The organism is Sodalis ligni (genome assembly GCF_016865525.2).
GTDB lineage: Bacteria > Pseudomonadota > Gammaproteobacteria > Enterobacterales > Enterobacteriaceae > Acerihabitans > Acerihabitans ligni.
Genome location: NZ_CP075169.1, coordinates 633,343 through 647,730 on the forward strand (window position 1 = coordinate 633,343; position 14,388 = coordinate 647,730).

A 14,388-nucleotide genomic window follows, 5' to 3' on the forward strand; every position below is an offset into this window, starting at 1 on the left:
GGCGACGGGGACGGACGTTGCGCCTTCCATCTTCCGGCTACGAGGGCGGCGACAGGTGACGTTGCGCTTTTCATACTCTGGTCGCAGATTAACCTCAGACTTTTATCGGGGCACAGGGATGCGATTGATAGTCAAACTCTCCGCAATGATGGCCTTATTGTGCTCGCTGGTGATGTTGTTGATGCTGTCGAGCAGCGCCTTAAGTTTTTTTTATCTTAATCAGCACCGCACCGATCGACAAATGGCGGCGCTGGCCTCGTCGCTGGATCAGGCGTTATTGACCGAGCCGCTGACCGCTCTTGACCATTGGCTGCCTTATGCGCTGAAAAGCACCGGCGTCGGCGGGCTGGAAATCCGGCAGGGAGAGAAAGTCCTGTACCGTTTCCCGCTGTCCGCCGAACCCGTGGCGCCCCCTTATGGTTACCGCCAGCGCCGGCTTGCGCTGGCTCACCGCCCGGACCTGCTGGTGACCGCGTCCTATCGGGCGGCGCCCCTGAGCGAGGGCCGTACTCTTGAGGTTACGGCGCCGGTGAGTATTGCCATTGTGCTGGCGGTATTGTCTTTGCTGGCGGGATTCAACTGGCTGCGACGGCAAATCCAGCCCCAGGAGACCCTTGAGCACCGGGCCAAACGTATCATCCACGGCGAACGGGACAGCGTGCGGGAAAATGCCGGCGAGCCTCCTTCCCTGACCGGCAGCGCCATTGACCGTTTGCTGAGCGACCTGGCCCAGGCCCGCGAACAGCGCAGCCGGGTGGATATTCTTATCCGGGCTTTTGCCGCGCGGGATGCGAAAACCGGCCTGAGCAACCGGCTGTTTTTTGATAACCAGCTCGGGCTGCAATTGGAAGATAACCAGGAGATGGGCGCCCACGGCGTGGTCATGCTGCTGCGATCCACCGATGCGGATATCATGGAAGACCGGTCCGGCAACCCGCAAGACAGCGGATTGCTGCACGCATTGATCAATCTTGTTTCAAGCTTTGTCATGCGCTATCCCAACGCCTTGCTGGCGCGCTATTTTCACGGCGATTTGGCGGTGCTGCTGCCCAACTGCTCCTTAAAAGAGGCGGAGTCCCTCGGGGCGCAAATCATCGGCGGGCTAAATACCCTGACGGCGTTGCCGGTACGGCAGCGGGATGATTTCCTGAATATCGGCATCTATCGCTACCGCAAGGGACAAACGGCGGTTGAGGTCATGGAATCCGTGGAGCGGGCCACCCGTGAAGCCGTTTTGCAGGGGGGGAATACCTGGTCGGTTTACGATAGTCGGGTGCCCGAGTCGGTGCGCGGTAATGTAAAGTGGCGAACCCTGCTTGAACGCACATTATCAGAAGACGGGCCGCGGTTATTTGCCAGGGAGGCCTATACTCGCGAGGGCCGTCTCGATCATCTGGTGATGATTAACCGCATTATCGAGGGCGGACAGACTGTGACCGCCGCCGAGTTTTTGCCGATGCTGCAGCAATTGGGCCTGATTGAGCGCTACGATCGCCAGCAATTAAGCCGGATTATCCCCTTGCTGGCCCAATTGCCGGATCATGTGCTGGCTTTCAGCATCAGCATTGACTCGCTGCTGCGCCGCGGATTTCTGGTGTGGCTGCGCAATATGTTGATGCAATGCGAAAAATCCCGGCGCCAGCAAATTATGTTTGAACTTGTTGAGGCGGATCTGTGTCAACACTTGGTGTCGCTGCGTCCGGCGTTACGCTTGCTGACCGGGCTGGGCTGCCGTCTTGCCGTGGTGGAGGCGGGTTTGACCATCGTAAGCACCGCGTATATAACGGCGGTGCCCATCGCCATGATCAAGCTGCATCCCGGCCTGGTGAGGGATATCCACCGGCGATCGGAAAACCAGCTGTTTGTGCAAAGCCTGCCGGAAGCCTGTATCGGCACGTCGACACACGTTTTTGCCGCCGGCGTCAGAACGCGGTCGGAATGGCAAACGTTAACGGATCATGCCGTGGCGGGGGCAAGGGACTTTTGCCCCGATTGCGTCGTTGGATGAGTTGGTAAAAATATTCACGCCATGATGCGTGATTAGTATAAAAGTTCGTGAAAAATTAACGTACAATACGCCCATTAACCGAAATGGTTAGTAGGCACTTACATTACCTGGGATCAGGTGGCCTGTCAGATTTTCTGCTTGGTGTTATCACCATCGACTGCAAGCAAGAGAATTTTTCTCACAGGAAGCCTGGCTTAAAACCGCGTCAGGGATTTCATCGGTGTGTGGGAATGTTAACGGGGACGTATTTTCATTGAAGTAGCGCCTTGTCGCTGCTTCTCGTGGTTGGTAAAGTAGGCGGATTTTATTTTCGCCCCAGCTTGCAGGATTATCCTTCAGTTATGTTTAAAAAATTTCGTGGCATGTTTTCCAACGACTTGTCCATCGACCTGGGTACAGCCAATACCCTGATTTATGTAAAAGGACAGGGCATTGTCCTGAATGAACCTTCCGTCGTCGCGATTCGACAGGATCGCGCCGGCTCGCCTAAAAGCGTTGCTGCCGTCGGCCATGAAGCCAAACAAATGCTGGGGCGTACTCCCGGCAATATTGCGGCAATACGTCCGATGAAGGATGGTGTGATTGCCGATTTCTTCGTGACCGAAAAAATGCTGCAACACTTTATCAAGCAAGTTCACAGCAACAGCTTTATGCGTCCCAGTCCTCGCGTGCTGGTATGCGTTCCGGTGGGAGCCACCCAGGTTGAACGCCGCGCTATTCGCGAATCCGCCCAGGGCGCGGGCGCTCGCGAGGTTTTCCTGATAGAGGAACCCATGGCCGCGGCCATCGGTGCGGGCCTGCCGGTTTCCGAGGCCACCGGTTCGATGGTGGTGGATATCGGCGGCGGCACCACAGAAGTGGCGGTCATTTCCCTCAACGGCGTGGTGTATTCCTCTTCGGTGCGAATTGGCGGGGATCGCTTTGATGAAGCTATTATTAATTATGTCCGCCGCAATTACGGATCGCTTATCGGCGAAGCCACCGCGGAACGCATCAAGCATGAAATCGGCTCCGCTTATCCGGGGGACGAAGTCAGGGAAATCGAAGTACGCGGCCGCAATCTGGCCGAAGGGGTTCCCCGGGGTTTTACCCTGAACTCCAACGAAATCCTTGAGGCGTTGCAGGAGCCCCTTACCGGCATTGTCAGCGCGGTAATGGTGGCCCTTGAACAGTGTCCGCCGGAATTGGCGTCCGATATTTCCGAACGCGGCATGGTTTTGACCGGCGGCGGCGCGTTGTTGAGAAATCTCGATCGCCTGCTGATGGAAGAAACCGGCATACCCGTAGTGGTGGCGGAAGATCCTTTGACCTGCGTCGCTCGCGGCGGCGGCAAGGCATTGGAAATGATCGACATGCACGGCGGCGATTTGTTCAGCGAAGAATAACCTGCCTCGAAAAGGGGGGAACCAGCCGGGTGAACGCTGAGATTACTCATCCTGGTCGGCGCCCCCCTTTTTTGTTGAGGAAAATGCATAGCTTATGAAGCCGATTTTTAGCAGGGGACCCTCTCTGCAACTCCGTTTGTTCCTGGCTGTCATGGTTGCCATTGCGGTAATTGTCGCCGACAGTCGGCTCGGTTCGTTTGTCCAGATACGCGCCTATATGGACACCGCCGTCAGCCCGTTCTATTTTCTGGCCAACGGTCCGCGCAAGGTGTTGGATAATATCTCGCAGACTCTGGCGTCCCGGGATCAGCTGGAGCTGGAAAACCACGCGCTGCGCCAGGAACTGCTGCTGAAGAACAGCGAGCAGTTGCTGTTGGGGCAATACCGGCAGGAAAACGCCCGACTGCGCGAACTGCTCGGTTCGCCGCTGCGGCAGGATGAACAGAAAATGGTGACGCAGGTTATCTCCACCAGTACCGATCCCTACAGCGATCAGGTGGTGATTGACAAGGGTGTGGACAACGGCGTGTACGTGGGACAGCCGGTCATCAGCGATAAAGGCGTGGTGGGCCAGGTGGTTGCCGCCGGCAAACTCACCAGCCGGGTACTGCTGATTTGCGATGCCTCGCACGCACTGCCTATCCAGGTACTGCGCAACGATATCCGGGTTATCGTGGCCGGCAACGGCTGTACAGAGGATTTGCAGTTGGAGCACCTGCCGGGCAATACCGATATCCGGGTGGGCGATGTCTTGGTGACTTCAGGTCTCGGCGGTCGCTTCCCTGAAGGATATCCTGTGGCGGTGGTCTCCTCGGTTAAGGTGGACACCCAGCGGGCGTATACCGTGATTCAGGCCAGGCCCACCGCCCAGCTCCAGCGCTTGCGCTATCTATTGCTGTTGTGGGGCGCCGATCCCCGTGGGGAAGTGCCGTTGCCGCCCGCCGAAGTCCATCGGGTAGCCAATGAGCGGCTGATGCAAATGATGCCGCAGGTTTTGCCGTCCCAGGATATCATGGGACCCGCGGCGCCCGCGGCATCGTCAACTACGCCCGCGGCGCCGTCAAATACGCCGGCGTCCCGGACGGGCGGATCCGCGGCGGATCCGTCGGCCGGGGATAACCAATGAACCGTTATCGCCGCAACGGCAGCTGGGTCATTTGGCTTTCTTTCCTGATAGCAATCATTTTACAAATCATGCCTTGGCCGGATGAGCTCTATCTTTTCCGGCCCTCCTGGCTGAGCCTGGTGCTGATTTACTGGGTCATGGCCATTCCGCACCGGGTGAATGTCGGCACCGGTTTCCTGCTCGGTCTGGTGATGGACCTGGTGCTGGGCTCCATTCTCGGCGTCAGGGCCCTGGCGTTAAGCATCCTGGCCTATCTAGTGGCGTTCAAATTCCAACTATTCAGGAATATGGCCTTATGGCAGCAATCACTCATCGTGGTGGTGCTGTCATTAAGCATGCACGTCATTGTATTTTGGGCCGAATTCCTGGTGATAAATATTTCGTTCCGGCCGGAAATCTTTTGGAGCAGCGTGGTGGACGGCGTGCTGTGGCCCTGGCTGTTTTTGCTGATGCGTAAAGTCCGTCGCCAATTTTCCGTGCAATGAGGACGATAATGACCCCTATATACCTCGCGTCCGGTTCGCCGCGCCGTAAAGAGCTGCTCACCCTGCTGGGTGTGCCGTTCGAGGTGCTGCGTGCGCCGATTGTCGAGCAACGGCAACCGCTGGAGCTTCCACGGGACTACGTGCGGCGGCTGGCGCTGGAGAAAGCGCTGGCTGGGGTGGCCATAGCGCCGGAATCGCGGCCGGTATTGGGGGCGGATACGATCGTGGTGCTTGACGACCGCATTTTGGAAAAACCCTTGGACAGGGATGATGCCGCCATGATGCTGACCGCTTTATCCGGCAGGAGCCATCGGGTGATGACGGCCGTGGCCCTGGCGGACGCGCAACGCCGGCTTTGCCATGACGTCGTGACCGAGGTCACTTTCCGCCAGTTGTCGGAACAGGATATTCATCGCTATATTGCAACAGGTGAACCGATGGATAAAGCCGGTGCCTACGGTATACAGGGATTGGGTGGAGCATTTGTCAGAGCAATCAATGGCAGCTATCACGGCGTCGTGGGATTACCGCTGGTGGAAACCTCTGAGCTGCTATGCCAATTCACGGCTCTAGAATGGCGCTAAACAAGGTACGAGGATAACATGGCAGCTGAATTACTGGTCAATATCACGCCCTCCGAAACGCGGGTCGCCTATATCGACGGCGGCATTCTGCAGGAAATTCATATCGAACGTGAAGCGCGGCGCGGTATTGTCGGTAATATTTACAAGGGCCGCGTCAGCCGGGTCCTGCCGGGCATGCAGGCGGCCTTTGTGGATATCGGACTGGAAAAAGCGGCGTTTCTGCACGCGTCCGATATTATGCCGCACACTGAATGCGTGGCCGGTGAAGAGCAAAAAAATTTCCACGTGCGTGATATCGCCGAACTGGTCAGGCAGGGCCAGGATATTATGGTCCAGGTGGTGAAGGATCCCCTGGGCACCAAAGGCGCGCGCCTGACCACCGATATCACCCTGCCGTCCCGCTACCTGGTATTTATGCCCGGCGCGGCCCACGTGGGGGTGTCGCAACGCATCGACAGCGAAGAAGAGCGCGAGCGCCTGAAGCGTACCGTGGCGGGGTATTGCGACGAACAGGGCGGTTTTATTATCCGTACGGCCGCCGAGGGTATCGGCGAAGAGGAACTGTCCCAGGATGCGGCCTTTCTCAAACGCCTGTGGACCAAGGTCATGGAGCGCAAGCGCCGCGGCCAAAGCAAATACATGCTTTACGGCGAATTGGCGCTGGCGCAGCGCATCCTGCGTGATTTTGCCGGCGCGGCCCTGGACCGTATCCGGGTGGATTCCCGGCTGACCTTCGATTTGCTGCTGGAGTTTACCGCGGAATATATCCCGGAAATGACCCATAAGCTCGAACACTACAACGGCAAGCAGCCTATTTTTGATTTATATGATGTGGAAAACGAAATCCAGCGCTCCCTGGAGCGTAAAGTCGAGCTGAAATCCGGCGGTTATCTGATTATCGATCAGACCGAAGCCATGACCACCATCGATATCAATACCGGCGCTTTTGTCGGCCACCGGAATCTCGACGAAACCATTTTCAATACCAATATCGAGGCGACCCAGGCCATTGCGCGCCAGCTGCGATTGCGCAATCTGGGGGGAATCATCATTATTGATTTCATCGATATGAATAACGAAGAGCACCGGCGGCGGGTGCTGCACTCCCTGGAGCAGGCGTTAAGCAAGGACCGGGTGAAAACCGGTATCAACGGCTTCTCGCAGCTGGGCCTGGTGGAGATGACCCGTAAGCGTACCCGTGAAAGTATTGAACATGTGCTTTGCAGCGAGTGTCCTACCTGTCATGGGCGCGGTACGGTGAAAACCATCGAAACCGTCTGTTATGAAATCATGCGGGAGATTGTGCGGGTTCACCATGCCTATGACTCCGATCGGTTTTTGGTCTACGCTTCCCCGGCGGTGGGGGACGCGTTAAAAAGCGATGAGTCCCATGCGCTGGCGGAAGTGGAAATCTTCGTCGGTAAACAGGTCAAGGTTCAGATTGAGCCGCTTTACAGTCAGGAACAGTTTGATGTAGTGATGATGTAGGCCTGCCTTCATTAAAGTCGATTGCGGGGCCGGGTATAAAAATAACACGCTTTTCGTGGGCGGAGAGCGACGGGAAGCAAGGAGAAAGGCGTGAAGCGACTGCCGGGGATATTGCTGGCCCTATGTGCAACCCTGATTGTCCTGATGGCGTTAGCGGTTAGCGGGTTACGTCTGACGCTGCCCTATCTGGATACTTTCCGACCGCAAATCATTGGGCGGCTCAACGCCGTTTACGGCGCCAATATCCAGGCGCGCGAAATGCACGGCAGCTGGCAGTCATTTGGCCCAACCCTGGATATCGGCGGTATCGAGTCCGTCACCGAAGACGAGAAACTGCACATCCAGCGGGTCACGGTGGCGCTGGACGTCTGGCAGTCCCTGCTGCACTGGCGCTGGCAATTCCGCGATGTCACCTTCTACCGGCTGCGGCTGGATCTCAATTCAACCCTGCTTGGCCGCGATCATCAAGGCAGCCCGATAAAATCCGATCAGCTTTCCGACCTGTTTTTACGCCAGTTCGACCATTTTACCCTGCGCGACAGCGAGCTCTCCTTCCTCACGCCTTCAGGAGAACGCAGCACCTTATCGGTGCCGCAGCTTACCTGGCTCAATAGCCCTCAGCGGCATCGTGCGGAGGGCCTTATCAGCCTGTCCAACGTCGAGGTGCATCAGGGGGCCATCCAGCTGCGCATGGACCTCAACGATGAAAAAGGCCTGCTGGACAACGGTAAAGTCTATCTTCGCGCGGATAATATCGATCTCAAACCCTGGTTCAGCCAATGGCTGCGCGACCAGACCGGGCTGAAAAGCGCCGACTTCAGCCTGGCCGCCTGGCTGGACCTCGATCATGGGGATATCACCGGCGGCGATGTCTTTTTCAGCCAGGGCACCGCCCAATGGCAGGACGGGAGCGACCAGCACCGGCTTGATGTCTCGAAGCTGGCCATGCACCTGAGCCAGCAGGGCGATGGCTGGCAATTGGATATGCCGGCGCTTAACATTGCCACCGATGGCGATACCTGGGCTCCCGGCGCATTATCACTGTTTTGGCTGCCGGAGAAAAATCGGCTATTCGCGCCGGATCAGGCCGGAGAAATCCGGGTGCGCGCCAAAAACCTGATGCTGGAAAGGTTCAGTCCGCTGCTGCCGCTGGTGTCGTTTATTACCCCCGCGTTACGGGCGCGCTGGCAGGACCTGCAGCCCAAGGGCACCCTGTCGTCCCTGGCGCTGGATGTTCCCCTTAAAAATCCGGAGCAAATCCGTTTTCAGGGAAGCTGGCACGATGTGGCCTGGCGGCAATGGCAGTTGTTGCCCGGCGCCGATCGCGTGGCCGGTTCGGTGGCCGGCACCCTGGCGGACGGTGAGCTTAGCGTGGCGCTGGATAACAGTACCCTGCCTTATCAGAATATGTTCCGCGCGCCTCTGGCAGTGCAAAAAGCGCGGGTTACGCTTAATTGGCAGAATAATGAACAAGGCTTGGCCTTGTGGGGCAAAAATCTCGACGTACGCGCCGATGCGCTGTGGATGACCGGCGATTTTTATTTCCACCAGCCCATCAATGGCGAGCCCTGGCTGAATGTCCTGTCCGGCATCCGGCTTTACGACGCGGCCCAGGCCTGGCGTTATTTCCCCGAGCCCCTGATGGGCACTCATCTGGTGGATTACCTCACCGGCGCGCTGAAAGGCGGGCAGGTGGACAATGCCACGCTGGTCTTCGCCGGCGATCCCAAGCAGTTTCCTTTCAAACATAACGACGGCCAGTTCGAGGTATATGTGCCGCTGCGCCATGCCGACTACGAGTTTGAGCCCGGCTGGCCGCATTTGCCGGACCTGGCCATTGATCTTGATTTCCTAAACGACGGCCTGTTCATGCACGCGCCCCTGGCGCAGCTGGGGGATGCCGCCGGCCACGACGTCGTGGCGGCGATTCCAGATTATTCCAAAGAGCTGTTGTTGATTGATGCGAGTATCAACGGCTCGGGCAAGGCGGTGGGAGACTATTTCCACCAGACGCCGCTGAAGGAATCCCTCGGTGCGGCACTGGACGAGCTGCAAATAGGCGGAAATGTTAGTGGGGACTTACATCTCGATATTCCTTTGACGGGCCAGCCTGTTACCGCATCGGGCAACGTGAATTTAAACAACAATACCCTGTTGATAAAACCCCTGGGTATGACCATGACCGGCATGAACGGCCAATTCCGCTATCGCAACGGCAATCTGGACAGCGAGGGCATGAAGGCGCAGTGGCTCGGACAGCCCATCAATATCGGTTTTAATACCCAAGAGCTGCCGGAGCACTATGCTATCAACGTCGGTTTGCAAAGCGTGCTGGCTATGGACCGCCTGAGCGGCATTCCGGCGCCGTTCCGTCAGGCGCTGTCCGGCCAGGCGGACTGGCAAAGCACCATCGCGGTGACGCTGCCGGTACACGGCAAGCCCACCTACGCTATAGGCGTAACCGGCGATCTTAAAAATGTAAGCAGTCACTTACCTCCTCCGCTGAATAAACAGAGCGGAGTACCGTTCCAACTGGCGGTAAAAGCCCTCGGTACCCTCTCCGGTTTTACCCTGAGCGGCAGCGCCGGCAAGAATACGTTTAATACCGAATGGCTTTTAACCAAACAGGTCACCTTGAAAAGGGGGGCCTGGGCGGTAGCGGGCGGCAAAGTACCGCCGTTGCCCGCCGATGACAGCCTGACCCTGAATTTGCCTTCCCTGGACGGCGAGCAGTGGCTGGCGCTGATGACGCCGCAATCGCGCTCGGAGGGTAAGGCGGTGGTCAGCCGGTTCCGTTTCCCCGATGCGCTGACGCTGAATACGCCGTTGTTGACCCTGGGGGGACAGCAGTGGCACGACCTGGCGCTGACCCGGGCCAATATCCCCGGCGGCAGCGCCGTCGTGGCGCGCGGGAAGGAAATCAACGGTAAGCTGACGCTCCCGGATAGGGGGCCCTGGCAAGCGGATATCCAGTATCTTTATTACAATCCGCTTTGGCCCAAGACGCAGGCACCGGCCGCCGGCAAGGATCAGAATGCCCTGCTAGGCGGTGACGATACCGCGCCCTCATTCAGCGATTGGCCGTCCATCGCATTGCGCTGCCAGGAATGCTGGATAATGGGACAAAACCTGGGACGGGTGAAGGCGGATATCGTGCCCCGCGAAAATTCCCTCGAGGTCGCCAACGGCGAGGTGGATACCGGCAAGTCCCGGCTGACCCTCGCCGGCGCCTGGTCAAGGCACGGCGCGCAGAACCAGACCGATGTGAAAGGCAAGCTCAGCGGCAAGGATATCGGCGAGGCCAATGACTATCTCGGCATCGATACGCCGCTGCGTAACGCGCCGTTTGATGTGGATTACGATCTGCACTGGCAGTCCGCCCCGTGGAGCGTGGATATCCCCACCCTGAACGGCGTTTTGCATGCTAATCTGGGCAAAGGCAAGATTGACGATATCAGCAGCGGCCGGGCCGGACGATTATTGCGGCTGGTGAGTTTTGATGCCTTGCTGCGTAAACTGCAATTTGATTTCAGCGATACCTTCGGTAAAGGCTTCTATTTCGACTCCATCAAAGGCACCGCCTGGCTTAAATCGGGCGTACTGCACACCAACGATTTGCTGGTGGACGGACTGGAGGCGGATATCGCCATGTCCGGCGATGTGAATTTCAATCAGCAGCAAATCAATATGGAAGCCGTGGTGGCCCCTGAAATTTCCGCCACAGTCGGGGTGGCCACCGCTTTTGCCATTAACCCGGTGGTTGGGGCGGCGGTCTTTGCCGCCAGTAAGGTCCTGGCGCCGCTGTGGAATAAAATTTCGGTTATTCGCTATCACATCAGCGGCAATCTGGACCAGCCGAAAATCCAGGAAGTATTGCGCCAGCCTCGCCAGCCCGCCGTTAAAGCCAAATAGGCCGCGTGCCCGCCATCGAAATCCATTGGTGATATTGCGCCGGCCCGCAGATGATTGAATTCGTTTTACCCATTTGACGTCGGCGGGGAATTGCCGCAGTCTATATCTAATAGCATGCATGGCATGTAGCAAAGCGTTCCAGCCGTTGCTGGCCATTCCATCAAATACAAGAGTGAAAACCTATGAGTCTGGCATTTGTCAGTGAGCAATTACTCGCGGCCAACAACCTGAGTCACAACGATCTTTTTACCCTTTTGGGGCAAATGACCGAGCGTCGCCTGGATTACGCCGATCTCTACTTCCAGTCCAGCTATCATGAAGCCTGGATGATTGAAGACGGCATCATCAAGGACGGCTCTTACAATATCGATCAAGGTGTGGGCGTTCGGGCGGTAAGCGGCGAAAAAACCGGTTTCGCCTATGCCGACCAATTGACGCTGAATGCCCTTGAACTGAGCGTCAATGCGGCGCGCAGCATTGTCAAAGAGCAGGGTAACGGCCGGGTGCATACCCTGGGGGAAATCCCTTATAAAAAGCTCTACCCGTTGCTGGACCCTCTGAACAGTTTGCCGCGGGAAGAAAAAATCGCCTTATTGCACCGGGTAGACAAAGTTGCCCGCGCCGCCGACGCGCGGGTGCGGGAAGTCAACGCCAGCCTGTCCGGGGTATATGAGCAGGTCTTGGTCGCCGCCAGCGACGGCACCCTGGCGGCGGATGTGCGCCCCCTGGTGCGGTTGTCCATCAGCGTACAGGTGGAGCAGGACGGTAAACGCGAGCGCGGATCCAGCGGCGGCGGCGGCCGTTTCGGTTATGACTTTTTCCTGGCGGACGATGGCGGCGATGTGCGTGCGGACAATTGGGCGCGGGAAGCGGTGCGCGTCGCGCTGGTGAATCTGTCCGCCGTCTCGGCGCCCGCCGGCGCCATGCCGGTGGTGCTGGGCGCGGGTTGGCCCGGCGTATTGCTCCACGAAGCGGTGGGTCATGGCCTGGAAGGGGATTTTAACCGTCGCGGCAGTTCGGTATTCAGCGGCCAAATGGGCAAGCTGGTGGCTTCTCCGCTGTGTACCGTGGTGGATGACGGCACGCTGGCCGGTTTGCGCGGTTCGTTGGCCATCGACGACGAAGGGGTGCCGGGCCAGTATAATATGCTGATTGAAAACGGAATTCTTAAAGGCTATATGCAGGATAAATTGAACGCGCGGCTGATGGGCGTTCCTCCTACCGGTAACGGCCGGCGCGAGTCTTATGCCCATCTGCCGATGCCCCGTATGACCAATACCTATATGCTGGCCGGCCAGTCAACGCCCGAGGATATTATCGCCAGCGTTGAATATGGGCTGTATGCGCCGAATTTCGGCGGCGGCCAGGTGGATATCACCTCGGGCAAATTTGTTTTTTCTACGTCGGAAGCCTATCTGATCGAAAAGGGTAAGGTCACCAGCGCGGTGAAAGGGGCGACGCTTATCGGTTCCGGCATCGAGGCGATGCGGCAGATTTCCATGGTGGGCAACGATCTGGCGTTGGATAAAGGGGTCGGCGTGTGCGGTAAGGAAGGACAGAGCGTGCCGGTGGGCGTTGGCCAGCCGACGCTGAAGCTGGATAAGCTTACCGTGGGCGGCACCGCTTGAGGTTTGGCCCGGGGCAGCGGGCCGGGGCTGCTTTGTGTGCTCCGGCGGCCATTGGCACGGTATACCTTTAACCGGCTCGTTGCACGATCGGCGATCGCGGGCCTACCGAGCCATGGGGCGCTCTCCCTTTAACACGTTCATTTCAAGCTCGGTGGCGGCGGACCTCTCCCTATTTAAGTATTACTATCCTGACGGAACGCCTGATAGACCGTGGCGACGTTTTTAAAGTAGTCCTGCAGATAGTTAATGCACACCTGCACCTTCAGCGGCAGTGTGTCCTTTTGGGTATAAACCGCATATACCGGGCGCGGATCGGAAAGATAGTGGTTGAACAGGATCTCGACGTCGCCGCGCTTGATTTCATCCAGCACCCACATGATAGGCACATAGGCAATGCCGGCGCCGGCGGTGAGCCAGCGGACCAGGGTCTGGGAATCGTTGGTGGCGAAACGGCCCTGGGGCGCCAGATGGAGGGTAATGCCTTCCGGCGCGATGAGCTCAAATTCACTGTCCGGCCGGACGTCGTACTCCAGCCAGGAAAAATTCGCCATATCACCGGGCTTCTCCGGAGCGCCATGGGCGGCAAGATAGCTCTTGGCGGCGCATACCACCATCGGCATGGCGCCGAGCCGTTTTGAAAACAGGCCGGAATCTTGCAACGCCCCGACCCGAATCACCAGGTCGAGCCCGTAGGCAATAATATCCGGCGCCGGGATGCCGGTCACCAGATTAACCGACAAGCCGGGATACTCTTTGAGCATCTCGGCGGTCATGGTGGCCAGAACGTTATGCGCCATGGTGGATGAACTGCCGATGCGCAGCGTGCCGATGGGGGTGTTATTAAAGGCGTAAAGCTGCTCATGCACTTCGTTAAACTCAATCAGCATGCGGCGGCATCCCTGGTAATAAATTTTGCCGGCCTCCGTCAGGCCGATGCTGCGGGTGCTGCGATTCATCAATTTGACCTGCAGCTCGCTTTCCAGCTTGGCCACGATCTGGCTGACGGACGACACGCTCATTTGCAGCTGTCTGGCCGCTGCGGTGAAGGAACCGCCTTCCACCACTTTGGCAAACACCCGCATCCGATTAAGTCTTTCCATTATTTACTCTGAGTTAAAAGTGATTTAGATCACATAAAGTTGAAAATCCTATACATCCGGGACTATTATATACCTATCGGTTCACCAGATCGCACAGTGGCATCCCTGCAAATTCCTTACTTTTATTGCCTTTTAATAAACAGTTACATTTGGGATGCGATGTTGCCCATCTGTCTAACCCTATTATGTCTATCTAAAATATCCATCAGTATACCCGTCATACTTCCAGTTGCAGGTATGTTGGCTTCCTCGCTCACCCCAGTCACTTACTTAAGTAAGCTCCTGGGGATTCGCTGCGTCGCCGCCTTTCTGCAACTTGAATTATTTAGGGTATAAACTTCCCGCTTTTGACTAACCTTGTGTAGTACGGGTGAAAAATTCCCGTGGGCCGGGTTAATCCGCATGAGAGGTCAACATTGATCCGGTCTGCCGGAGAGGGTTGAAGGAAAGTTAAGGAAAAGTAATGAGTTTGCTCCCGGTTATGGTGATATTCGGCCTGTCGTTTCCGCCGGTATTTTTTGAATTGCTGGTGTCCATGGCGCTGTTTTTCCTGCTGCGCCTGTTACTACAGCCGACGGGTATCTATGATTTTGTCTGGCATCCCGCCCTGTTTAATACCGCCTTGTACTGCTGCACGTACTACTTGATTTCTTGTCTTTTCGTCTGAGGCCG

Annotated in this window: 10 protein-coding genes; 9 read left to right on the top strand and 1 reads right to left on the bottom strand. The window is 57.3% G+C overall.

Features of this window, described 5'->3' with window-relative positions; translation table 11 throughout:
* Nucleotides 1-118 precede the first annotated feature (118 nt).
* From csrD to tldD, 8 genes are all read left to right on the top strand, one after another.
* On the top strand, nucleotides 119-2,008 hold the full coding sequence (gene csrD, locus GTU79_RS02940; protein ID WP_253073482.1) for an RNase E specificity factor CsrD: 1,890 nt from the start codon (nucleotides 119-121) through the stop codon (nucleotides 2,006-2,008).
* A gap of 341 nt (nucleotides 2,009-2,349) precedes the next feature.
* Nucleotides 2,350-3,393, top strand: a complete 1,044-nt coding sequence (mreB, locus tag GTU79_RS02945) for a rod shape-determining protein MreB (RefSeq protein ID WP_004385136.1) — start codon at nucleotides 2,350-2,352, stop codon at nucleotides 3,391-3,393.
* A 94-nt stretch (nucleotides 3,394-3,487) separates the two neighbouring features.
* Nucleotides 3,488-4,519: a rod shape-determining protein MreC gene (gene mreC / locus GTU79_RS02950; protein WP_203522919.1), complete on the top strand. Its 1,032-nt coding sequence runs from the start codon at nucleotides 3,488-3,490 to the stop codon at nucleotides 4,517-4,519.
* Nucleotides 4,516-5,004, top strand: a complete 489-nt coding sequence (gene mreD / locus GTU79_RS02955; RefSeq protein WP_132923600.1) for a rod shape-determining protein MreD — start codon at nucleotides 4,516-4,518, stop codon at nucleotides 5,002-5,004. The genes mreC and mreD overlap by 4 nt, the downstream gene beginning before the upstream one ends.
* An 8-nt stretch (nucleotides 5,005-5,012) precedes the next feature.
* Entirely contained in the window at nucleotides 5,013-5,588 is a 576-nt protein-coding gene (locus tag GTU79_RS02960; RefSeq protein WP_203522918.1) for a Maf family protein, read from the top strand.
* A gap of 18 nt (nucleotides 5,589-5,606) precedes the next feature.
* On the top strand, nucleotides 5,607-7,076 hold the full coding sequence (gene rng, locus GTU79_RS02965) for a ribonuclease G (protein WP_132923598.1): 1,470 nt from the start codon (nucleotides 5,607-5,609) through the stop codon (nucleotides 7,074-7,076).
* Nucleotides 7,077-7,166: 90 nt separating this feature from the next.
* Nucleotides 7,167-10,988, top strand: a complete 3,822-nt coding sequence (gene yhdP / locus GTU79_RS02970; RefSeq protein WP_203522917.1) for an AsmA2 domain-containing protein YhdP — start codon at nucleotides 7,167-7,169, stop codon at nucleotides 10,986-10,988.
* A gap of 182 nt (nucleotides 10,989-11,170) precedes the next feature.
* Entirely contained in the window at nucleotides 11,171-12,616 is a 1,446-nt protein-coding gene (tldD, locus tag GTU79_RS02975; protein ID WP_132923596.1) for a metalloprotease TldD, read from the top strand.
* Nucleotides 12,617-12,789: 173 nt separating this feature from the next.
* Here the strand turns inward: tldD and aaeR are convergent, their stop codons facing one another.
* A complete protein-coding gene (gene aaeR / locus GTU79_RS02980; protein WP_132923595.1) occupies nucleotides 12,790-13,716 on the bottom strand; it encodes an HTH-type transcriptional activator AaeR in 927 nt (308 codons plus the stop codon).
* 463 nt (nucleotides 13,717-14,179) lie between these two features.
* Between aaeR and aaeX the strand changes: the two genes are divergently transcribed.
* The gene (gene aaeX / locus GTU79_RS02985; protein WP_132923594.1) at nucleotides 14,180-14,383 is read left to right on the top strand and encodes a p-hydroxybenzoic acid efflux pump operon protein AaeX; all 204 of its coding nucleotides are present in this window, start codon (nucleotides 14,180-14,182) and stop codon (nucleotides 14,381-14,383) included.
* The last annotated feature ends 5 nt before the right edge of the window (nucleotides 14,384-14,388 follow it).

Coding starts and splice junctions, on each gene's coding strand:
- csrD (WP_253073482.1), top strand. CDS start 119: ATGCGATTGATAGTCAAACTCTCCGCAATGATGGCCTTATTGTGCTCG.
- mreB (WP_004385136.1), top strand. CDS start 2,350: ATGTTTAAAAAATTTCGTGGCATGTTTTCCAACGACTTGTCCATCGAC.
- mreC (WP_203522919.1), top strand. CDS start 3,488: ATGAAGCCGATTTTTAGCAGGGGACCCTCTCTGCAACTCCGTTTGTTC.
- mreD (WP_132923600.1), top strand. CDS start 4,516: ATGAACCGTTATCGCCGCAACGGCAGCTGGGTCATTTGGCTTTCTTTC.
- GTU79_RS02960 (WP_203522918.1), top strand. CDS start 5,013: ATGACCCCTATATACCTCGCGTCCGGTTCGCCGCGCCGTAAAGAGCTG.
- rng (WP_132923598.1), top strand. CDS start 5,607: ATGGCAGCTGAATTACTGGTCAATATCACGCCCTCCGAAACGCGGGTC.
- tldD (WP_132923596.1), top strand. CDS start 11,171: ATGAGTCTGGCATTTGTCAGTGAGCAATTACTCGCGGCCAACAACCTG.
- aaeR (WP_132923595.1), bottom strand. CDS start 13,716: ATGGAAAGACTTAATCGGATGCGGGTGTTTGCCAAAGTGGTGGAAGGC.
- aaeX (WP_132923594.1), top strand. CDS start 14,180: ATGAGTTTGCTCCCGGTTATGGTGATATTCGGCCTGTCGTTTCCGCCG.